The following is a 19,572-nucleotide window of genomic DNA, read 5'->3' as shown; positions in this document are numbered from 1 at the left end:
GGGGCTGGGGCCTATTCGACGCGGCGCAGGGCGTCCGCGGGGCGGAGCCGGGAGGCACGCCAGCCGCCGAAGGCGCCGGCGATCAGACCACCGGTGACGGCGAGGGCCACCGCGCCGACGATGGTGCCGAGGCTGACGGGCGCGGTGAGCGCGACGTCGAGGGCCTTGGCCGCGGCCTGCCGGCCGGGACCGCCGAAGCCGCCACCGCCACCGGGGCCGCCCTGGCCTCCGCCGCCGCCCGAACCGCCCACCTGCGCCTGCAGGGTGGGGCTGATCTCGGTGACGATGTAGGCGCCCGCGAGGCCGATCGCGATACCGAGGGCGCCGCCGACCAGACCGTTGACCATGGCCTCGCCGACGACCTGCCGGGTCACCCGGCCCGACTTCCAGCCGAGCGCCTTGAGGGTGCCGAACTCGCGCACGCGCCTCGACACGGCGGAGGAGGTGAGCAGACCGGCGACCAGGAACGCGGCGACGAGCACCGCGATGGACAGCCACTTACCGACGTTGGAGGCGAGGCTGGAGGCCGTGGAGAGGGAGCCGGAGACGGTGGACGCGAGGTCGGCGGAGGTGGTGACCGTCGTCCCCGAGATGTTCTTCTGGATGGTGCTCTTCACGCTGGAGATCTGCTGCGAGTCCGACGCCTTGACGTAGATCGTGGTGACCTTGTCCTTGGAGCCGCTGAGCGTCTGCGCCTGCTTGAGCGGGATGTAGAGGTTGGCCGCCGCGTCACCGCTGTCGGGCGTGGCGATGCCGATGACCTTGTACTTGACGCTCTTGATGGTGACGGTGGAGCCGACCTTGAGCTTCTTCTCCTTGGCGTACGAGACGTCGGCGACGACCACCTTGGTATCGGTCTCGGACGTCTTGAACGTACGACCGCTGGTGATCTTCGAGGAGGTCAGCGGGCCGAGGGCGGGCTTGGTGACGTCGGTGCCGTACACCGAGTAGTTGTTGACGTCGAAGTTGGCGCCGCCGCCCTCGACACGGCCCTGCGGGGACTGCTGTGCGTTCGGGCGCCCGCCCCCCTGGCCGGTGCCGCTGTTCTGGTTCTGCTGGAACTGACCCCGCGTGAACTGGCCGTTGATCCTGATGACCTGGAGGCTCAGCCCGCCGACGGAGTCCGCGACGCCCTTCTGGGAGTCGACCTTCGTGACCGTGGAGGCGGCCAGGGTCTGGAAGCCCTGCACCATGACGCGGTCGCTGCTCTGCTCCTTGGTGGAGCCGTTGTCGTTCGCGTCGAAGTTGAAGCGCGGACGCTGGCTGGTGCTCGTCGCCGGCGCCGCCGCCTTGGTGACGGTCATGTCCGTACCCAGTCCGTACAGCGACTGGAGGACCTTGCCCTGCGCCTTCTCCATGCCGGACGACACGGAGCTGACCACGATGACCAGGGCGATGCCCAGGGCGAGTCCGGAGGCGACGACGAGCGCCGCCTTCCTGCGGCGGCGCAGTTCGCGCCTCAGGTAGGTGAAGAACATGGCGGAAAGCTAGGTACGGCGCGTGATGGCGGGATAAGCCCCGCATAAGAGAAGGATGAGAAGGCTGTGGCAGCCCGGGAATTCACCTGTGGGCGGTCCCTGAAGGCTGTGAGAACGCTGATGGCGGCGGCGGCCCGTGAGGGGCCACCGCCGCCATCGGCGAACGAGGGAGTGCGGCGGGACTAGGCGGCCGATCCGGCCTTCCAGGCGGACCAGCTCAGGTTCCAGCCGTTGAGGCCGTTGTCCGGGGCGATGGTCTTGTCGCCGGTGTTCTTGACGACCACGACGTCACCGATCAGCGAGTGGTCGTAGAACCAGGCCGCGGGCGTGTTCGGGTCGCCCGCACCCTTGGTGTCGGACAGACCCACACAGCCGTGGCTGGTGTTCACCGCGCCGAAGATGGACTTCGCGCCCCAGTAGTTGCCGTGGATGAAGGTGCCGGAGTTCGACAGACGCATGGCGTGCGGTACGTCCTTGATGTCGTACTCGCCCTTGCCGTCGGTCTTCGTGAAGCCGACCGTCGAGCCGTTCATCCGGGTCTCCTTGAACTTCTCGGAGATCACCATCTGGCCCTGGTACGTCTTGTGCTCCGGGGATCCCGAGGAGATCGGGATCGTCTTGATCGTCTTGCCGTCCTGCGTGACCTTCATGGTCTTCGTCTGGGCGTCGACGATCGAGACCTGGTTGCGGCCGATCTTGAAGGTGACCGTCTTCTGCTGCACGCCGTAGACACCGCTCGCGCCCTGGACGCCGTCCAGGTTGAGCTTGAGGGTGACGGTGGAGCCGCCGGTCCAGTAGTTCTCGGGACGGAAGTCGAGGCGGTTGGCGTTGAACCAGTGGCCGACGACCTCCTGGCCGCTGCTGGAGGAGACGGTGATCCCCTTCTGCACGGCGGCCTTGTTCGTGATCGCCTTGTTGAAGTTGATCGAGACCGGCATGCCGACGCCGACGGTGGAACCGTCCTCCGGCGTGAAGTTGCCTATGAAGCTGTTCGCCGGGGAGACGGTGGTGAACGAGGCGTTCTCGTGAGCGACGAGGCCCGCGGAGTCGGTGGCCTCGGCGGCCACCTTGTACGTGGTGGCGCGCTCGAGCTGGGAGGTGGGCTTCCAGCTCTTCTTGTCGGCGGATATCTGACCGGAAACCACCGTGCCCGACTCGGTCGTCATGGTGACGGCCGAGAGCGTGCCCTTGCTCACGGTGACCGCCGCGGCGTTGTTGATGGAGGCGTTGTCGGAACCGTCCGCGGGCGTGATCTTGATCTGGGCCTGGGAGCTCTTCTTGGCCGCCGCCGCGTCGGCCTGGGCCTGCGAGGTCTCGCCGTCCGAGGCATTGGCCTTGCTGCCGTCCCCGCTGCTGCACGCAGAGAGCACCAGCACTCCGCCGAGCAGTGCGGACGCGGCCATCAGACCCCTGCGCCGCTTACTGTCCGTCATCACACGCTTCTCCATCGTTGCCGAATCACCTGGAACCACATAAGCCCCGTTCAAACCATCCACGCTACGACCGGTTCGTCCCGTTCCACACACTTCTGAGGTGTGGGTAACACCACGTCGATCGACGGCGTCAACCGAATCGCCCCGGGCCGCCGGACCCCGATCGAGTGGATACCGACAGCCGGACCGAATTTCTGGTGCGGAGGTGGTCGGTGCGTCGCCGGAGACGAAAAACCCCGGGCAGCGGTTGCCACCCGGGGTCACGTTTTCCCCAAGAGGCGTCAGCCGACTCCGACTTCCTCGTCGTCATCCTCGCCGCCATCATCCTCGTCGAGGTCCCATTCCGGCGAATCGGGGTCGTAGTCGATCGGCTCGCTGCTCCAGGAAGCCTGGGCGAGGTCGACCCCGGGCACCTCGCTGACCAGGTCGAACGGGTCGACGAGATAGGCGAGGGCCTCGGCAGTGTCTTCCGTCACTGCGTTCTCGGCGTGGGTCCGCTCGTCGGCCGGCATACCGGAGTCGTCCGCGATGCGGCGCAACGCGGCCTTGGTGACGGCGTCCGCGTCGTCGACTTCCAACACCAGCTCCACACGAAGCCGGACAAATCGTGATGTCTCAGGAGTACTCATGAGACGGAGCGTACGGCCCGTGGCTCCCGCGACTTTCCCACGACCCGCGCCTTTCATTAGCATCGGCCCACACGGCCAATTCGCCAGCGCCACAAGGGGATCGATATTACGTGTCCGCCGCTCGTCGCTCGTTGCTGACCGCCACCGCAGCGGGAACCCTTCTGGGGGCCCTGTGGTTCGTCCCGTCCGCCAACGCGACCCCGGAAAAGCCTGCTCAGCACAGCAATATGTCGACGAACACCACGTCGAGAACCGCGGTGCAGGCGTCCACGGAGTCGAGCGACACCCAGTCGGGCGTCGCCGATGCGAGCGACGCCGGAGCGAACGACACGGGCTCCGACACCACCGGGTCGCAGGACAGCGGGACCCTGCTCGCCGACACCGGAAGCGTCGACACGACGCCGTACGTCGTCGGCGGAACCCTCTTCCTGGGCCTCGGCGCCGGCTTTGTGACCTACTCGGTGCGCCGGGAGCGCACGGCGGCCTTCTGAGCGCGACGCTCCGGCCCGGAACCCACGGGATACCCATGCGAGACCTGACCGAGCTGACTGATGTCGAGGAGCCCGCGTGGCCGCTCCTCTCCGAGGCGATCTCCAACAGCAGGGTGTCCATGGATGTGCTGCCGGTGGACCCGGCGCAGGCCCGTGGATCCCTGCTGCAACTGCAACTCACCGCGCGCTCCTGGCTCGGCTCCTTCGTGCTCAACTGCGGCGGGGTGCTGCTGGACAGCGGCTGGCTGCGCATCTACGGCAGCCCCGACGACGACGCGCCTGCGGGGACTCCGAGCTTCGCCGAGGTCAACGACCTCCCCGAGCGGTTCGACCCGGCGTGGCGGCCGGAGGGCGGGCTCGTCATCGCCCATGACGTCCTCGGCGGCGTCTTCGTGGTCAACGGACCCGACCCCGCTCAGGCCAACCGCCCCGGCGGTCCCGGCGAGGTGCTGTACTTCGCGCCGGACTCGCTGCGCTGGGACGCGCTCGGCGTGGGCCACGCGGACTGGCTCAGCTGGCTCCTGGACGAGGGCGGCATAGAGCAGTTCTACGACACCCTGCGCTGGCCCGGCTGGCGCGCAGAGACAGGGCCCATGCCGGGGTCCCACGGGATCACCTTCGACCCGGTCCTGTGGACGGCCGCCAACCGCCGCGACCTTCCCGCGGCCCGCCGCCGCGCCGTCCACATGTCGGATCTCATGGATCTGCACCGAGGCACGGGCCTGGAACTCGACAAGATCGACCCGGGCTTCCTGGGCAACTTCGACGACTACTGAGAAGTTCCGGGGCCCTAGGGAGCGCGCCTTGGGGGCGCTCCCTAGGGACGCGGGGAACTGCGCGACCAGCCCCCACCGGCCCGCAGATACAAACGGACCGGGCTACGCTGCGCGACGCCCGCCGCCCTGCCCGCCACGCTCCGTACGCCGCTGCTGCTGCGGGGCACGCCCACGGCCACCGGAGCGACCCGAACCCCCCGTACCGCCGCCCGTACCGCCACCGGACGTACCGCCGGCGGCGCGCCGCGGCTGACGGCCCTGCGACTCCGAACCCGCACCCGAACCCGCTCCGGCCGGGCGCCTCGCCCCGCCTCCGACCCGCGGCCGTGACCGCTTCTTCGGCTGTTCGGGCTGCTGCGGCACCTCGATGACGACCGGGACGCCGGAGGGCTCACGGGCGCCGGTGAGGCGGGCGAGCTCCTCGTCGCTGGACGCGATCCGCGCCGTGCGCGGGGTGATGCCGGCATCCGCCATCAGCCGCGTCATCTCCCGCCGCTGCTCGGGCAGTACGAGGGTGACGACACTGCCGGACTCACCGGCCCGGGCGGTGCGTCCGCCGCGGTGCAGGTAGTCCTTGTGGTCGGTCGGCGGGTCGACGTTGACCACGAGGTCGAGGTCGTCGATGTGGATGCCGCGCGCCGCGACGTTGGTGGCGACGAGCGCGGTGACCTGACCGTTCTTGAACTGGTCCAGGGTGCGGTTGCGCTGCGGCTGGCTGCGCCCGCCGTGCAGCGCGGACGCCCGGACGCCGCTCGCGAGCAGCCGCTTGGTGAACCGGTCGGCGCCGCGCTTGGTGTCGACGAAGAGGATCACCCGGCCGTCGCGCGCCGCGATCCGCAGGGCGACGGCCTTCTTGTCGGTCTCGTCGGCGACGTGGAGCACGTGGTGCTCCATGGTGGTCACCGCACCCGCCGAGGGGTCGACGGAGTGCACCACGGGGTCCGTGAGGAACATCTTCACGAGCCGGTCGATGTTCTTGTCGAGCGTGGCCGAGAAGAGCAGTCGCTGACCGCCCGGCTCGACCTGCTTGAGCAGTGCGGTGACCTGCGGCATGAAGCCCATGTCGGCCATCTGGTCGGCCTCGTCGAGGACGGTGATCGCGACCTGGTCGAGGACGCAGTCGCCGCGCTCGATGAGGTCCTTGAGCCGCCCGGGGGTGGCCACGAGCACCTCGGCGCCGCGCCGCAGCGTGCCGGCCTGCCGGCCGATCGACATCCCGCCGACGGCCGTGGCCACGCGCAGGTTGACCGCGGTGGCGTACGGCGTGAGCGCGTCGTCGACCTGCTGGGCGAGTTCGCGCGTGGGGACGAGGACGAGCGCGAGCGGCGCCTTCGACTCCGCCCGGCGACCCGCCGTACGGGCCAGCAGGGCGAGTCCGAAGGCGAGCGTCTTGCCGGAGCCGGTGCGGCCACGGCCGAGGACGTCGCGTCCGGCGAGGGAGTTGGGCAGCGTCGCGCCCTGGATCGGGAAGGGCTCGGTGACGCCCTGCGCGGCGAGGGTCTTGGTGAGGGCGGCCGGCATGTCGAGCGCGTCGAAGGAGTCGACGGCGGGCAGCGCCGGGGTGATGGTCTCGGGCAGGGAGAACTCCTGCGGCGCCACGGCCTTGCGGGCCGGGCCCTTGCCGGTGCCACGGCCGCCGCCGCGGCCCGCGCCCTTCGCGAAGCCGCCGGTCTGGGCGCCACCGCGTGCGTTTGCCGGCCGCTTACGGACGGGACGTTCGGATCGAGTCATGCTGGATCTGGATTTCCTTCCTGGGCCCCACGGACTGCACGCACAGCGCTCGCAACTGACAAGCACTCACAGCACGAGCCGGGACCCGCACCCCGAAGGTGCGGGCCCCGGCTCTGGAAAAGCGCGTCCCCGAAATCAGGCGGGGATGATGTTCTCCGCCTGCAGGCCCTTCTGGCCCTGCGCGACGTCGAACGAGACCTTCTGGCCCTCCAGCAGCTCACGGAAGCCGGAGCTGGCGATGTTGGAGTAGTGGGCGAAGACGTCGGGGCCGCCGCCGTCCTGCTCGATGAAGCCGAAGCCCTTTTCCGAGTTGAACCACTTCACGGTGCCAGTTGCCATGTTTTTCTCCTGAATAGGTAGGGCCCCAATCCGGAGATGCACCGGGAAAAGCCGGAGATGCCGGTAAAACAAAACGCGCCTGCGGAGGATTCCGATCAGGCGCACAAAGTAAATGGGTACCAAAAACGTATCAATGAGACAGTAGCACACTTCGGGCCGCCGCTGTGACAGCGGCGGCCCGCGGTGCTCAGGTCAGGCCAGCGGTCCGGTCACCGGCTCCACCGCCGCCACCACCTGACCGCCGCGCACGAACGCGTCCGCCGCCGCCAGGTCCGGGGCGAGGAAGCGGTCGGGGCCGGGGCCCTGGACGCCGGCCGCGCGGACGGCCCCGATGACGGCCTGCGAGGCGGGGGCCGGGGTCAGGCCCTCGCGCAGTTCGATCGCCCGGGTGGCCGCGTACAGCTCGATCGCGACGATACGGGTGAGGTTGTCCACGGCGGTGCGCAGCTTGCGCGCGGCCGACCAGCCCATGGAGACGTGGTCCTCCTGCATGGCGGAGGAGGGGATGGAGTCCGCGGACGCCGGTACGGCGAGGCGCTTCATCTCGCTCACCAGCGCCGCCTGGGTGTACTGGGCGATCATCAGGCCCGAGTCGACGCCCGCGTCGTCCGCGAGGAACGGCGGCAGACCGTGCGAACGGTTCTTGTCGAGCAGCCGGTCGGTGCGGCGCTCGGCGATCGAGCCGAGGTCGGCGGCGGCGATGGCGAGGAAGTCGAGGACGTAGGCGACCGGAGCGCCGTGGAAGTTGCCGTTCGACTCGACGCGGCCGTCGGGCAGCACGACCGGGTTGTCCACGGCGGAGGCGAGCTCGCGCTCGGCGACGAGCCGGGCGTGCGCGAGGGTGTCGCGTCCGGCGCCCGCGACCTGCGGGGCGCAGCGCACCGAGTAGGCGTCCTGGACGCGCGGGGCGTCGTCCTGGTGGTGGCCGGTGAGCTCCGAGCCCTTCAGCACGGCCAGCATGTTGGCGGCGCTGGCGCTCTGTCCGGGGTGCGGGCGGATGGCGTGCAGCTCGGGGGCGAGCACCTTGTCCGTGCCGAGGAGGGCTTCGAGGGAGAGCGCGGCGGTGACGTCGGCCGACTTGTAGAGCGTCTCCAGGTCGGCGAGGGCCATGACCAGCATGCCGAGCATGCCGTCGGTGCCGTTGAGGAGGGCGAGGCCCTCCTTCTCGCGCAGTTCGACGGGGGTGATGCCGGCCTCGGCGAGCAGCTCGCCCGCGGGCCGTACGACACCGTCGGGGCCCTCGGCGTCGCCCTCGCCCATCAGCGTCAGCGCGCAGTGGGAGAGCGGGGCCAGGTCGCCGGAGCAGCCGAGGGAGCCGTACTCGTGGACGACCGGGGTGATCTGGGCGTTGAGGATGTCGGCCATGGTCTGGGCGACCTCGGGCCGCACACCGGTGTGCCCGGAGCAGACGGTCTTGAGCCGCAGGAACATCAGCGCGCGGACGACCTCGCGCTCCACGCGCGGGCCCATGCCGGCGGCGTGCGAGCGGACGATGTTGCGCTGCAGCTGGGCGCGCAGCTCCGGGCTGATGTGCCGGCTCGCGAGGGCGCCGAACCCGGTGGAGACGCCGTAGACCGGCTCCGGCTTGGCGGCCAGCGCGTCCACGATCTCGCGGGCCGCGGCGAGGGCCGCCACCGCCTCTTCGGAGAGCTCGATCCGGGCGCCGCCGCGCGCCACGGCGAGAACGTCGGACGCGGTCACTCCGGACGTCCCCACCACCACAGTGTGCATATCCATATTCAGGAGCGTACGCAGTGAATTCGATGATGTCACTAGTGGGTGGGCGGTTGACCCCTTACTTCGACGTACGTCACACACGCCCGCGCGGACTCAGGGGCGGGGGTGCTCGTGGCGCCCCCGGAAGCGGCGGCGTTCCCCCTGCGCCGGGGAGGGCGCGTCGGCGAGACGCACGACCGGGTCGTCGGGGCCCTCGCGTCCGGCGACGACGGGCTTCGCGGCCCGTACGGCCTTCGCGCGGTACTGGGCGGCGTCGGCCAGCCGGAAGAGCCGTCGCGCCGAGCGCACCGGACCGATCGGGTCCGCGGTCGAGGCGACCCCGCACGCCACCCCCTCCCCCAGCTCCAACTCGGCGGCGCGGCGGCAGAGTTCGTCGGCGATGCGGACGACCTCGTCGGCCGGCGGGCCGACCGCGAGCAGGCAGAACTCGTCACCGCCGAGGCGGGCGGCGAGGGTGCCGGGGAGCATCGCCCCGCACAGCGACAGCACCGATCCGAACCGTTCCAGGAGCCGGTCGCCGACGGCGTGCCCGCGGGTGTCGTTGACGTTCTTGAGTCCGTTGAGGTCACAGACGACGAGACTGACCGCGGCCCCTTCCTGCCGGTACAGCTCGATGGCCTCGTCCAGGCGTACGTCGACCGCGCGGCGGTTGGCGAGTCCGGTGAGGGCGTCCGTGAACGCGAGCCGCCGGGCCTCCTCCAGGCGCTCGGTCTGGGCGAGCCCGGCGGCGACGACGGAGGCCAGCACGGTCGCGAAGTCCGCGTCGGCCCGGTCGAAGACGGGTGCCGCGACCGGGCGGGCCACATACAGCTCGCCCCACGCCCGTCCGTGCAGCACGATCGGGGCGACGACGCAGCAGCCCCGGCCGCGCCGACGCAGGGCGGCGGCCCTCCCCCGGCTAACGCCGGGAGGTGCCCCCAGGTGGCAGTGGCCGACGGGACCGTCCGCCGGCCCCTCGGCGGTCTCCACCCAGGCGTTCGGGCCACCACCCCCGGCCCAGCGCTCGTGCAGGAACTCGGTGATCTCCGGGAACTGGTGCACGGGGTAGGACTCGCCGTCCGGGAACTCCTCCTCGTCCGGCGCGCGTTCGCCCACGTTCGCCAGGACCCGCAGCCGGCCGAGCTCGCGCTCCCACACGGAGAGCGCGGCGAAGCTCCCGGCGAGCGCGTGGCAGGCACCGAGCGCCGCGGCCCGCCAGGACTCGTGCGGGGTGCGTGCCGCCGCCATCCCCTGCGCCAGCTCCACCACGGCCCTCAGCCGTCTGTCCTCACCCATCACTCCAGGCTAGGGATATTTACGGTGATTCGGGACATTGGTGAGGCGAACAGGGGTCCGAGTGGCCGTACCGGCCGCAGGGCGCCGGAAAGCGTGGGGGACTACTCCCCCGGCCACCGCGGCTCGCGCTTCTCGTTGAACGCGGCGACGCCCTCCGCACGGTCCCCCGAGAAGGCGACGGACCGCCATGCGGCGTCCTCCACCTCCAGGCCCGCGCGCAGGTCGAGCCCGTGCCCGAGCCGCAGCGCGCGCTTGGCGGCACGCAGGCCGACGGGGGAGTTGGCGGCGATACGGGCGGCGAGCGCGAGGGCTTCGCCGCGGTCCTGGCCCGCGTTCACGAGTTCGTCGACGAGGCCCAACTCCCGCGCCTCATCCGCCTCCAGCCGCCGCGCCGAGAAGATCAGCTCGGCCGCGCGGGCCGCCCCGACCCGCCGCGGCAGCAACTGCGTACCGCCGCCTCCGGGAATCACCCCGACCGACACCTCGGGCAGCCCGAGCACCGCCGTACGGTCGGCCACGATCAGGTCGCAGGACAGAGCCAGCTCGAAGCCGCCGCCGAGCGCGAAGCCGTGCACGGCGGCGATCGTCGGCATCGGCAGCTCCAGGACGCCGGTGTACGCGGCCCGCGCGACGGGGCGCTGGCGGACCAGGTCGGCATCGCTGAAGGAGTTGCGCTCCTTCAGGTCGGCGCCGACGCAGAAGGCGCGCTCGGCGGTGGAGGTCAGCACGACCGCGCGTACGTCGCGCTCGCCGCCGAGCGCCTCGCAGGCGGCCGTGATGGAGCGGGCCATGTCCGTGGACACGGCGTTCATGGCCTTCGGCCGGTCGAGGGCGAGCTCCGCGACGTACCCATGCCGCCGTACGACGACGAACTCCCCGAACCGCCGCTCGTCCCCTTGCTCCGCCATGACACCCTCCCGGTGAACGGTTAACGCGGGTTAACTCCCGATGCCTCCGATCATCGCAGCCACCCTCGCCCGGCGAAACCCGTTCCCTTTCCTCCCTTCGACCGCCGCTCCCCGTTCGAGTGACATCCCGCCCAACTCCCGACCCACGCCCCCAAAAGACGCATAACCTGCGCACCGCCCGGCGCTTCGGGGGGCGCGGCACATCGGGGAGGGATGACCATGGCGAACGGCACGACCACAGACGTGACGAGGCAGTCGAGAACACCGACGGACACGGGGCCCTCCGGGGGTTCAGCGGCTACGTCGGCGAGGTCGTCGGCCGCCCCCTCGCGGCCCGGCGACGCGGCGCCCCGCCGGGCGGCGCGTGTGCCGACCGCCAACCCGTTGATGGCACGGGTGCCGGGCGGCCGTCCCGCGGCGGGGGGCGATGGCACGCGGGCGGGGCGCGGGGCAGCCGCCGACCCGCCGAGCGGCCACGCACCGGGCGGCCACGCCGCAGCGGGGTCCCCGGCACCCGGCCGCGCTCCGGCGGCGCGTAGGGAAACGGCCGATCCGATGGCCGGTCGCCCGGCCGCCGACCGCGCGACGGCGGATCCCGGGCCGACCGATGGCGTGTCCGGGGGACCGGCGAGGGCCGGCGGCGCGGCACGTCGCCCCGGGGCGGCCGGTGCCGCGCGGGCGGGCCGGGCGGTAGCCGTCGAGCCGCTGATCGGCCGCACGCCCGCCGGTCGCCCGACGGCAGACCCCGCACCCGCCGGTGGCGCCTCCGCGAGCCTCCCGGAGGACGAGTCGATCGGTCCGCTCCCGGGGCGGGCCGGGCGGGGGCGGCACCGTAAGCCACGGCCCCGGCGGGCGCTGTTCGCCGTGGGTGGGCTCGCGCTGGCCGCGGGGGCGTTGAGTCTGGCGCGGATGGCGCCGGAGTCGGTGGTCGGCGGCGGGAGCGGGAACACGGAGGCCGAGCCGAGGCCCCAGGTCGCCACGGACGAGGCGATCGACGCCGCGCCGACGGTGTGGGCCGCGCCCTCCGCGCATCCCGCGTCCGCGACCGCCGCGCGGGGCGGGGCGAGCGCGACCCCGGTCCCGGGCGTGAGCCCCGCGGCCACGGCACCGTCGGCGGCCGCCTCACCCTCATCGACGGCGACGATCCCGTCCGCGCGGGCGAGCGCCCCCGTGGGGAGCCTGCCGGACACGACCGGCATCCCGACCGCGCCCGTCGTCGCACCGTCGCAGTCACACACGCGGCAGCCGCCGGCCCCGACCCCCACCACTCACGCCCCGACCCCGACGCCCGGCCAGAACCCGCCGGGTCTGTGCGTGCCGATCGTCGGCATCTGTGTGAACGATCTGGCGGGCCCCGCCGGGGGCCATTGAGAGAAACAGGACCTACGGCTGTTCGCCGTTGCGGCGGGCCAGCAGCCAGGGTTCGACCACGCCGAGGCCGCGGACGGGGCGCTGCCACATCGGCTGGAGGGCGAAGCGGTAGACGGGCGGCTCCTCGCCCTCCTTCTCCGCGGCGGCCGCGGCCTCGGCGGCCTCCGCCTCGGAGGCGGGCGCGTCCGCGGTGCGGATCAGTTCCTCCGCGAAGGCGCCGTCCACCAGCACGGCATCCCGTGGCGCTATCGACGTGAGCCGCGAGGCGAGGTTCACCGTCGTACCGAAGACGTCGCCCATGCGGGTCGTCACGGTGCCGAAGGCGATGCCGACGCGCAGCTCCGGCATCGTCTCGTCGTTGGCCATCGTCTCGATGAGGCGCAGGGCGATCTCGGCGGCGATCCCGGCGTCGTCCGCGGCGTACAGCACCTCGTCACCGAGGGTCTTGATGAGGCGCCCCCCGTGCGCAGCCACCAGGTCGGCGGCGGTGGTCTCGAAGGCCTCGACGAGCTCGCCGAGTTCCTCCTCCTCCATCCGGCGCGTCAGCCGCGTGAAGCCGACGAGGTCCGCGAAGCCGACGGCGAGGCGGCGGTCGACCATCTCCTCGTCGTCACCGGCCTGGACGACCCGGCCGGTCGCGGCGGCGAGCTGGCGCCGCCAGACGTAGACGATGAACTCCTCCAGCTCGGGCAGGAGCAGCTCGATCAGGGGGTAGGTGACCTCGGTGCGCGTCATGCCCGGCTCGGGGGGCTCGGTCAGGCCCTCCAGGAAGGAGTCGATCTGCCATTCGGCCAGGCGGGCCGTGGTCTGCCCGGTGGAGCGGGCGACCTGGACCGCCATCGCCTCGCTCAGCAGGCCCGCCTCGACGAGACCGGCGAGGCGCCGCAGCGCCAGCACGTCGGCCTCGGTCAGCGCCTTGGCCTGGCCGATGTCGGCGAAGCCCATGGCCCGCCAGAAACGGGAGGCCAGTTCCATGGAGACGCCTGCGCTGCGGGCGGCCTGGAAGGGGGTGTAGCGACGCTCGGCGCCGAGGATGAGCGTTTCGAGGCGCAGCGCGAGGGGGTCCTCGCCGGAGTCGACGGACTCCTCGTCGATCCGGTTCTGCGCCTCCAAGCGGCTCTGCCCGTCCATCCGCCCGGTCGTCTCGCCGGTCGGCCCTGCGATCGTCTCGCCGGCCATGTCACCGTTCGTGTCGACGCGTGCGGGCGCCGGGTCGGTGACCGGCCCGGCGGTACGCCCCGGCTCACCGTCGGGGGCGGGGTGTACACCCGTGCCGGAGCCCGTGTCGTCGACGGTCACGCCTGCTGCCCTTCCGATCTGCCGTGGTCAGGTATCGACCGCGCTCAACTCTACGGCAGGTGTGCGCTGGCTCACTCCTGACTCGTACGCCCGGCCGGAGCTCGGCACCACGATCGGTTCCGGGCTCCACAGCTGAGTACGGTCTGCCGACCTCCTCGGCTCACGCCGGCCGCAGATGGACGATGTCCCCCGCTCCCACCGGCTGCTGTACGCCCTCCTCCGTGGCCAGGACCAGACGCCCGTCCCCGTCGACCGCCACCGCTTCCCCGGTGATCGACGTGCCGCCGGGCAGTTCGGCCCGCACCACCCTTCCGAGGGTCGCGCATCCCGCGGCATACGTCTCCTGGAGACCGGAGGCGGCAGGGTCGCCGCCCGCGGCCCGCCACTTCTCGTACCACTGCTCCAGTGAGCGCAGGACGGCCCGCAGCACGGTGTCACGGTCCGTGGTCGTGGCGCTCGCGAGGGCGAGGGAGCCCGCGCCGGGCACGGGGAGTTCGTCCTCGCGCAGGGTGACGTTGATGCCGATGCCGACGACGACCGCGTCGTTCCCGGCGCGCTCGGCGAGGATGCCGCCCGTCTTGCGCTCCTCGCCGTCCACGGTGACCATCAGGTCGTTGGGCCACTTGAGTGCCGTGTCGACGCCCGCCACCCGGGACAGGCCCGTGGCCACCGCGACCCCGGTGAGCAGCGGCAGCCAGCCCCAGCGCTCGACGGGAACCCCGGTGGGCCTCAGCAGCACGGAGAAGAACAGGCCCGAGCGGGCCGGTGCGGTCCACTGGCGGTCCAGGCGGCCCCGCCCGGCGTTCTGTTCCTCGGCGACGAGGACGGCGCCCTCGTCGGCCTTCTGGTCCGTGGCGAGGGCCACGAGGTCGGAGTTGGTGGACCCGGTGTGCTGTACGACCTGGACATCGCACCAGAGCCCGCCCTCGCGGACCAGGGCCCGGCGCAGTGCGGCCCCGTTCAGCGGTGGACGGTCCAGGTCGGACCACCGGTTGTCGTTCGCGTCTGAAGCATCTCGCGGCGTCATGCAACCCACCCTAGGTGTGGTAAACGCCGCACTGCCGAACGGTATCGGCACCACTACCCTACGAGTCAGTAGCAACCCCCTGAGCACATCACCCTCACTTTCCCACTGAGCAGGCAGGGAGCCGCACCCCGATGTCCGAGCCGGAAGAGCTGCACCACCCCGACATCCACACGACCGCGGGCAAACTCGCGGACCTGCGGCGCCGCGTCCAGGAAGCGACGCACGCCGGCTCGGCACGCGCTGTCGAAAAGCAGCACGCCAAGGGCAAGCTGACGGCCCGTGAGCGGATCGAGCTGCTGATCGACGAGGGCTCGTTCGTCGAGCTGGACGAGTTCGCACAGCACCGCTCCACCGACTTCGGCATGGAGAACAACCGGCCCTACGGCGACGGTGTCGTCACCGGCTACGGCATGGTCGACGGCCGCCCGGTCGCCGTCTTCTCCCAGGACTTCACCGTCTTCGGCGGCGCCCTGGGCGAGGTCTTCGGCCAGAAGATCATGAAGGTGATGGACTTCGCGCTGAAGACCGGCTGTCCGGTCATCGGCATCAACGACTCCGGCGGCGCCCGCATCCAGGAAGGCGTCAGCGCGCTCGGCATGTACGGCGAGATCTTCCGCCGCAACACCCACGCCTCCGGTGTCATCCCGCAGATCTCGCTCGTCGTCGGCCCCTGCGCGGGCGGCGCGGTGTACTCCCCCGCGATCACCGACTTCACGGTCATGGTCGACCAGACCTCGCACATGTTCATCACGGGGCCGGACGTCATCAAGACGGTGACGGGCGAGGACGTCGGCTTCGAGGAGCTCGGCGGCGCGCGCACCCACAACGCGGTGTCGGGTGTGGCCCACCACATGGCGGGCGACGAGAAGGACGCCATCGAGTACGTCAAGCAGTTGCTGTCGTACCTGCCGTCCAACAACCTCAGCGAGCCCCCGGTCTTCCCCGAGGAGGCGGACCTCGCCCTCACGGACGAGGACCGCGAGCTGGACGTGATCGTCCCGGACAGCGCGAACCAGCCGTACGACATGCACGCGGTGATCGAACACATCCTGGACGACGCCGAGTTCTTCGAGACCCAGGCGCTGTTCGCGCCGAACATCCTCACCGGCTTCGGACGGGTCGAGGGCCACCCGGTGGGCATCGTCGCCAACCAGCCGATGCAGTTCGCCGGCTGTCTGGACATCGACGCGTCCGAGAAGGCGGCCCGCTTCGTGCGCACCTGCGACGCCTTCAACGTCCCCGTCATCACCTTCGTGGACGTCCCCGGCTTCCTCCCGGGCGTCGACCAGGAGCACACCGGCATCATCCGCCGCGGCGCCAAGCTGATCTACGCCTACGCCGAGGCGACCGTCCCGCTCATCACGGTCATCACCCGCAAGGCCTTCGGCGGCGCCTACGACGTCATGGGCTCCAAGCACCTGGGCGCGGACCTCAACCTCGCCTGGCCGACCGCCCAGATCGCGGTGATGGGCGCGCAGGGCGCGGTGAACATCCTGCACCGCCGCACCATCGCCACCGCCGAGGATCAGGACGCCACCCGGGCCCGCCTGATCCAGGAGTACGAGGACACCCTCCTCAACCCCTACACGGCGGCCGAGCGCGGCTACATCGACGCGGTGATCATGCCCTCCGACACCCGCTCCCACGTCGTACGGGGCCTGCGTCAGCTGCGCACCAAGCGGGAATCACTCCCTCCGAAGAAGCACGGCAACATCCCGCTCTAGAACCCCGGACCCTTGGGAGCAGACATGACGATCAAGGTCGTACGGGGCAATCCGACCCCGGAGGAGCTGGCCGCCGCTCTGGCGGTGGTCCGAGCGCGCGCCGCGGCGGCCACCACGCCACCCGGCGCGCCCGGCAGCCGGGACTCCTGGTCGGACCCGTCCCGCATAGCCGGCCAGCACCTGCCCCAGCCGGGCCCCACGGCCTGGACGCGCACGTACTGGCCTGCCTAGAAGCACCCCGCCACCTCCTCGGCCATCACCCTGTACCCGGCGTCATTGGGATGCAGGTGATCGCCGAAGTCGTACACACCCCGTAGCCGATCCGGATCGCCCGGATCGGCCAACACCTCGTTGAGATCCACCACCGCGTCCCACTCCCCCGCCCCGAGAATCCACCCGTTCACCTCACGGCTCACCTTCGCCGCCCGCTCACCCCAGTGATCGGACCCCCCGAAGGGCAGCAGCGTCGCCCCGATCGCCCGCAGCCCCCGCCCACGCGCCTGCCGTATCAACTCCCGGTACCCGTCGATGAGTTCTTCGGCCTCCAGCACCGGCGCGGGCTTGTACGTCGGCTGTTCGTCCGTCTCGCTGAACCCGATGTCGTTGAGCCCCAGCAGCACGACGACCGCCTCGACACCGGCCTGTTCGAGAACGTCCCGCCCGAACCGCCGGACGCCCTTCTCCCCGTACCAGGCGGAGTCGTTCAGCAGCAGGTTCCCGCCGATGCCCGCGCCCAGAACGGGCCGCCCCGTGCGCTCGGCGAGCGCGTCCGACCAGCGGCGGTTCGCGCCCGGAGTCGAGCCGAATCCGTCCACGATGGAGTCCCCGAAGAGCACGACACCGTCCGTACGGCCCGCGTCGACCTCGACGGCCGACAGGAAGTACCAGGACTCGCTCGTCTCGCCGAATCCGTCGCCGTCGAGGTCGTCGAGGCGGGCCCCTTCGCCCCGGTGGCTCGTCGCGAAGGCCTGGGCATGGAAGGTCGCGGGCCCGGTGACGGCGTCGAGGTACAGGGTGACGGTCACGGACTCCAGGGCCTGCACCACGAGTTCGGCGGGGTCGCTGGCGACCTGCCCGCGCGCCGGGATCTCGACACCCCCGGCCCCCTCGAAGGTGAGCCGCCGCAGCGAGCCGGGCTCGACACCGGCCCCCGCGCCCGCACGGGCCACGGTGGCCCCGGCGATCCGCAGCGGCGAGGTGCCGTACGCGTTCGACAGCCGTATACGAACCCGGCCGCCGCCCGCCCCGACGCGGACGACCTGGCGCAGGGACTGGCGCCAGAAGCCCTCCTGGGACCAGTTGGGGGTGAAGCCCACGGCGGGGAGCTGGGGCGATGCGGTCCAGGCGGTGGTGAACACGGCAGCTGCCTCCCTAAAAGGGACCAGAGTTCCTTTAGTGAATGCCATGACCGTAGCAGGCGGACGCGCATTAAAGGAACCCTGGACCCGTTTAATCGGGTCGAGGGCAAGTTGAGTACGCGTACTCAGGCGGTCCGCGCCCTCGCCGCCGCACGATCGGAGGCATGCTGTGGTCCGACCCGGAGAACGAGCCGCCCAAGGAACTTCGCGACATGCAGGAGATGTTGCGGCGGCTCGGCCTTCTCATGGCGTTGGCCATGCTGCTCGCGATGATCGTCCTCGGCGTGATGTGATCGGCGTGCCGTGATCAGCGTTTCGTGATGGGCGTGACGTGACGGGCGTGACGTGAGACGGGGCGACAGGGGGCGACACGCCCACGCCGATACCCTGACCGCATGACTGATCAGCCGCGCCGCCGCCTCGTGCTCGCCTCGCAGTCCCCCGCCCGGCTCGGCCTGCTGCGCCAGGCCGGACTCGACCCCGAGGTCATCGTGAGCGGCGTCGACGAGGACGCCGTTTCTGCCCCGACCCCCGCCGAACTCGCGCTCGCCCTGGCCGAGGCCAAGGCCGCCGTCGTGGCCGCCCGGACCGAGGTCCAGGGCGCCCTGGTGATCGGCTGCGACTCGGTCCTCGACCTGGACGGCGAGGCGCTGGGCAAGCCCGCGGACGCCGAGGAGGCCACCGCACGCTGGAAGGCGATGCGCGGCCGGGCCGGCACCCTCCAGACGGGGCACTGCGTCTACGACACGACGGCCAAGCGCTTCGCGTCGGGGACCGCGTCCACGGTGGTCCGCTTCGGCGAGCCGACCGACGCCGAGATCGCCGAGTACGTCGCCTCGGGCGAGCCGCTCCACGTCGCCGGGGCCTTCACGCTCGACGGCCGCTCGGCCCCGTTCATCGAGGGCATCGACGGCGACCACGGCAACGTCATCGGCATCTCCCTGCCGCTGGTGCGCCGCCTGCTGGCCGAACTGGGCGTGGGCATCACGGAGTTGTGGACCCCGCGGGAGAAGTGATCAGGACGCGCTCGGCGCCGGGGGCGCCGTGACCGGAGATCCCCCGGTACCGCCGCTCGTACCCCCGTCCGTTCCGCCATTGGTGCCTCCGTTGCCGTCCTCGCCGCCCGCGCCGTCACCCGGCGCGGCGTCGGCGGGACCCGCCCCGCGGTCGAAGGCCAACAGAGTGAACACGATCAGCCCGAGCGCCACCATCATGAACACGAACGCGCCCCAGCCCACCAGACCCACCGTGAACGCGCCGAGCAGACCGTGCACCACTGCGGCACTGATCAGCAGGATGCGGCCGAAGAGGCCAGGGGCGCGGTCGCGCACCGCGATGAGCAGCGCCGCGACGCCGCACAGCGCGAAGTAGAGGCCGAAGACCAGCCCCCCTACCTTGGACGAGACGGACATCATGTCCGAGTCGAGACCCGCCAGGGACATGTCCTGGCGGTCGACGACCACGCCGAGGAACCAGTTCAGCAGCGCGATGCCGATCGCCTCCACGAAGAGCACGATCGCCGCCACCCACGCCACCGGTCTACGCACCACCGGTCCCCACCCACTTCCGAGTGCTGTTACCCCAAGTATGTTCGAGACCTCCCGAACGCTACTAACGGGTAAACGCCGGGACAAGGGTTCGGCGGCGGGCAAAGAATCGTTGGGCCATTCGTAGGGACTCCACAAAGAAACGCTGTGCGTCGCAGCACGGCCGCACAGAGACCTTGGCCACACAGGAGGGCTAGGGTTCAGCCAAGGATTCCTGCGTACCGCGGTGTGACAAGGGATCTCGCGGGTCGAGCGAGCCTCGAATCACGCTCCGTGTGGGCAAGCTCACCATTGGGGACGGGTCGAAAGGTCGTGTCGGCAGTCCCTAAACTCGGCTTGTTTCAAGGAGGGAGCCATCGTGCGCAAGGTGCTCATCGCCAACCGTGGCGAAATCGCTGTCCGCGTGGCCCGGGCGTGCCGGGATGCCGGGATCGCGAGCGTTGCCGTGT

The 19,572-nt window shown here is 71.2% G+C and carries 20 protein-coding genes; 8 read left to right on the top strand and 12 right to left on the bottom strand.

From position 1 onward, the window contains the following. Window positions 1-11: 11 nt before the first annotated feature. From ACFZDJ_RS14715 to ACFZDJ_RS14705, 3 genes are all read right to left on the bottom strand, one after another. Window positions 12-1,478, bottom strand: a complete 1,467-nt coding sequence (locus ACFZDJ_RS14715) for an ABC transporter permease (protein WP_384912194.1) — start codon at window positions 1,476-1,478, stop codon at window positions 12-14. A gap of 182 nt (window positions 1,479-1,660) precedes the next feature. Then, window positions 1,661-2,926: an Ig-like domain-containing protein gene (locus ACFZDJ_RS14710; RefSeq protein ID WP_391059229.1), complete on the bottom strand. Its 1,266-nt coding sequence runs from the start codon at window positions 2,924-2,926 to the stop codon at window positions 1,661-1,663. A gap of 266 nt (window positions 2,927-3,192) precedes the next feature. After that, window positions 3,193-3,540 carry a hypothetical protein gene (locus ACFZDJ_RS14705; protein WP_101400325.1) on the bottom strand — a complete coding sequence of 116 codons (348 nt, stop codon included), beginning with the start codon at window positions 3,538-3,540 and terminating at the stop codon, window positions 3,193-3,195. A gap of 110 nt (window positions 3,541-3,650) precedes the next feature. On the opposite strand from ACFZDJ_RS14705, the gene ACFZDJ_RS14700 reads away from it, so the two are divergent. Beyond that, a complete protein-coding gene (locus ACFZDJ_RS14700) occupies window positions 3,651-4,031 on the top strand; it encodes a hypothetical protein (RefSeq protein WP_384912188.1) in 381 nt (126 codons plus the stop codon). Between the two features lie 35 nt (window positions 4,032-4,066). Beyond that, on the top strand, window positions 4,067-4,807 hold the full coding sequence (locus tag ACFZDJ_RS14695) for a DUF2625 family protein (RefSeq protein ID WP_390934677.1): 741 nt from the start codon (window positions 4,067-4,069) through the stop codon (window positions 4,805-4,807). A 102-nt stretch (window positions 4,808-4,909) separates the two neighbouring features. On the opposite strand, the gene ACFZDJ_RS14690 is transcribed toward ACFZDJ_RS14695, so the two are convergent. The 5 genes from ACFZDJ_RS14690 to ACFZDJ_RS14670 all read right to left on the bottom strand — a co-directional run bounded on the left by ACFZDJ_RS14690 (window position 4,910) and on the right by ACFZDJ_RS14670 (window position 10,797). Continuing rightward, window positions 4,910-6,538, bottom strand: coding sequence for a DEAD/DEAH box helicase (locus ACFZDJ_RS14690; RefSeq protein WP_390934678.1), 1,629 nt, complete (start codon window positions 6,536-6,538; stop codon window positions 4,910-4,912). 135 nt (window positions 6,539-6,673) lie between these two features. Then, window positions 6,674-6,877, bottom strand: coding sequence for a cold-shock protein (locus ACFZDJ_RS14685; RefSeq protein ID WP_028803001.1), 204 nt, complete (start codon window positions 6,875-6,877; stop codon window positions 6,674-6,676). Window positions 6,878-7,069: 192 nt separating this feature from the next. After that, window positions 7,070-8,608: a histidine ammonia-lyase gene (gene hutH / locus ACFZDJ_RS14680; protein ID WP_168517770.1), complete on the bottom strand. Its 1,539-nt coding sequence runs from the start codon at window positions 8,606-8,608 to the stop codon at window positions 7,070-7,072. 99 nt (window positions 8,609-8,707) lie between these two features. Beyond that, entirely contained in the window at window positions 8,708-9,889 is a 1,182-nt protein-coding gene (locus ACFZDJ_RS14675) for a diguanylate cyclase domain-containing protein (RefSeq protein ID WP_391059224.1), read from the bottom strand. A 101-nt stretch (window positions 9,890-9,990) separates the two neighbouring features. Then, window positions 9,991-10,797, bottom strand: coding sequence for an enoyl-CoA hydratase-related protein (locus tag ACFZDJ_RS14670; protein ID WP_391059221.1), 807 nt, complete (start codon window positions 10,795-10,797; stop codon window positions 9,991-9,993). Between the two features lie 555 nt (window positions 10,798-11,352). Here ACFZDJ_RS14670 and ACFZDJ_RS14665 point away from each other — a divergent pair. After that, window positions 11,353-12,168: a hypothetical protein gene (locus ACFZDJ_RS14665; RefSeq protein ID WP_391059219.1), complete on the top strand. Its 816-nt coding sequence runs from the start codon at window positions 11,353-11,355 to the stop codon at window positions 12,166-12,168. A 12-nt stretch (window positions 12,169-12,180) separates the two neighbouring features. Here the strand turns inward: ACFZDJ_RS14665 and ACFZDJ_RS14660 are convergent, their stop codons facing one another. Then, a complete protein-coding gene (locus ACFZDJ_RS14660) occupies window positions 12,181-13,467 on the bottom strand; it encodes an adenylate/guanylate cyclase domain-containing protein (RefSeq protein ID WP_390934682.1) in 1,287 nt (428 codons plus the stop codon). A 160-nt stretch (window positions 13,468-13,627) separates the two neighbouring features. Continuing rightward, window positions 13,628-14,494 carry a biotin--[acetyl-CoA-carboxylase] ligase gene (locus tag ACFZDJ_RS14655; RefSeq protein WP_391059216.1) on the bottom strand — a complete coding sequence of 289 codons (867 nt, stop codon included), beginning with the start codon at window positions 14,492-14,494 and terminating at the stop codon, window positions 13,628-13,630. A gap of 131 nt (window positions 14,495-14,625) precedes the next feature. Here ACFZDJ_RS14655 and ACFZDJ_RS14650 point away from each other — a divergent pair, with 131 nt between their 5' ends. Both ACFZDJ_RS14650 and ACFZDJ_RS14645 read left to right on the top strand, forming a co-directional pair. Then, on the top strand, window positions 14,626-16,218 hold the full coding sequence (locus ACFZDJ_RS14650; RefSeq protein WP_054234736.1) for an acyl-CoA carboxylase subunit beta: 1,593 nt from the start codon (window positions 14,626-14,628) through the stop codon (window positions 16,216-16,218). Between the two features lie 24 nt (window positions 16,219-16,242). Further along, a complete protein-coding gene (locus ACFZDJ_RS14645) occupies window positions 16,243-16,449 on the top strand; it encodes an acyl-CoA carboxylase subunit epsilon (RefSeq protein ID WP_384912168.1) in 207 nt (68 codons plus the stop codon). On the opposite strand, the gene ACFZDJ_RS14640 is transcribed toward ACFZDJ_RS14645, so the two are convergent. Continuing rightward, the gene (locus ACFZDJ_RS14640; RefSeq protein ID WP_391059214.1) at window positions 16,446-17,576 is read right to left on the bottom strand and encodes a GDSL-type esterase/lipase family protein; all 1,131 of its coding nucleotides are present in this window, start codon (window positions 17,574-17,576) and stop codon (window positions 16,446-16,448) included. The genes ACFZDJ_RS14645 and ACFZDJ_RS14640 overlap by 4 nt on opposite strands. Before the next feature lie 164 nt (window positions 17,577-17,740). On the opposite strand from ACFZDJ_RS14640, the gene mmpB reads away from it, so the two are divergent. Together mmpB and ACFZDJ_RS14630 are read left to right on the top strand one after the other, a co-directional pair. Beyond that, window positions 17,741-17,869: a morphogenic membrane protein MmpB gene (mmpB, locus tag ACFZDJ_RS14635; RefSeq protein ID WP_096239832.1), complete on the top strand. Its 129-nt coding sequence runs from the start codon at window positions 17,741-17,743 to the stop codon at window positions 17,867-17,869. A gap of 102 nt (window positions 17,870-17,971) precedes the next feature. Further along, on the top strand, window positions 17,972-18,592 hold the full coding sequence (locus tag ACFZDJ_RS14630) for a Maf family nucleotide pyrophosphatase (protein ID WP_390934685.1): 621 nt from the start codon (window positions 17,972-17,974) through the stop codon (window positions 18,590-18,592). Here the strand turns inward: ACFZDJ_RS14630 and ACFZDJ_RS14625 are convergent, their stop codons facing one another. Continuing rightward, on the bottom strand, window positions 18,593-19,126 hold the full coding sequence (locus ACFZDJ_RS14625; RefSeq protein ID WP_390934686.1) for a hypothetical protein: 534 nt from the start codon (window positions 19,124-19,126) through the stop codon (window positions 18,593-18,595). It lies immediately after the preceding gene. A 355-nt stretch (window positions 19,127-19,481) separates the two neighbouring features. Here ACFZDJ_RS14625 and ACFZDJ_RS14620 point away from each other — a divergent pair. After that, on the top strand, window positions 19,482-19,572 hold a 91-nt coding region (locus tag ACFZDJ_RS14620; RefSeq protein WP_308427085.1), incomplete at its 3' end, for a biotin carboxylase N-terminal domain-containing protein.

It is taken from the genome of Streptomyces sp. NPDC007896, from assembly GCF_042959425.1.
Taxonomy (GTDB): Bacteria; Actinomycetota; Actinomycetes; order Streptomycetales; family Streptomycetaceae; genus Streptomyces.
The sequence above is the reverse complement of the archived record's forward strand: the minus strand, read 5'-3'. Positions and strand labels throughout refer to the sequence as shown.

Coding starts and splice junctions, on each gene's coding strand:
- ACFZDJ_RS14665 (WP_391059219.1), top strand. CDS start 11,353: ATGGCCGGTCGCCCGGCCGCCGACCGCGCGACGGCGGATCCCGGGCCG.
- ACFZDJ_RS14695 (WP_390934677.1), top strand. CDS start 4,067: ATGCGAGACCTGACCGAGCTGACTGATGTCGAGGAGCCCGCGTGGCCG.
- mmpB (WP_096239832.1), top strand. CDS start 17,741: ATGCTGTGGTCCGACCCGGAGAACGAGCCGCCCAAGGAACTTCGCGAC.
- ACFZDJ_RS14630 (WP_390934685.1), top strand. CDS start 17,972: ATGACTGATCAGCCGCGCCGCCGCCTCGTGCTCGCCTCGCAGTCCCCC.
- ACFZDJ_RS14690 (WP_390934678.1), bottom strand. CDS start 6,538: ATGACTCGATCCGAACGTCCCGTCCGTAAGCGGCCGGCAAACGCACGC.
- ACFZDJ_RS14715 (WP_384912194.1), bottom strand. CDS start 1,478: ATGTTCTTCACCTACCTGAGGCGCGAACTGCGCCGCCGCAGGAAGGCG.
- ACFZDJ_RS14685 (WP_028803001.1), bottom strand. CDS start 6,877: ATGGCAACTGGCACCGTGAAGTGGTTCAACTCGGAAAAGGGCTTCGGC.
- ACFZDJ_RS14645 (WP_384912168.1), top strand. CDS start 16,243: ATGACGATCAAGGTCGTACGGGGCAATCCGACCCCGGAGGAGCTGGCC.
- ACFZDJ_RS14675 (WP_391059224.1), bottom strand. CDS start 9,889: ATGGGTGAGGACAGACGGCTGAGGGCCGTGGTGGAGCTGGCGCAGGGG.
- ACFZDJ_RS14710 (WP_391059229.1), bottom strand. CDS start 2,926: ATGGAGAAGCGTGTGATGACGGACAGTAAGCGGCGCAGGGGTCTGATG.
- hutH (WP_168517770.1), bottom strand. CDS start 8,608: ATGCACACTGTGGTGGTGGGGACGTCCGGAGTGACCGCGTCCGACGTT.
- ACFZDJ_RS14670 (WP_391059221.1), bottom strand. CDS start 10,797: ATGGCGGAGCAAGGGGACGAGCGGCGGTTCGGGGAGTTCGTCGTCGTA.
- ACFZDJ_RS14655 (WP_391059216.1), bottom strand. CDS start 14,494: ATGACGCCGCGAGATGCTTCAGACGCGAACGACAACCGGTGGTCCGAC.
- ACFZDJ_RS14705 (WP_101400325.1), bottom strand. CDS start 3,540: ATGAGTACTCCTGAGACATCACGATTTGTCCGGCTTCGTGTGGAGCTG.
- ACFZDJ_RS14650 (WP_054234736.1), top strand. CDS start 14,626: ATGTCCGAGCCGGAAGAGCTGCACCACCCCGACATCCACACGACCGCG.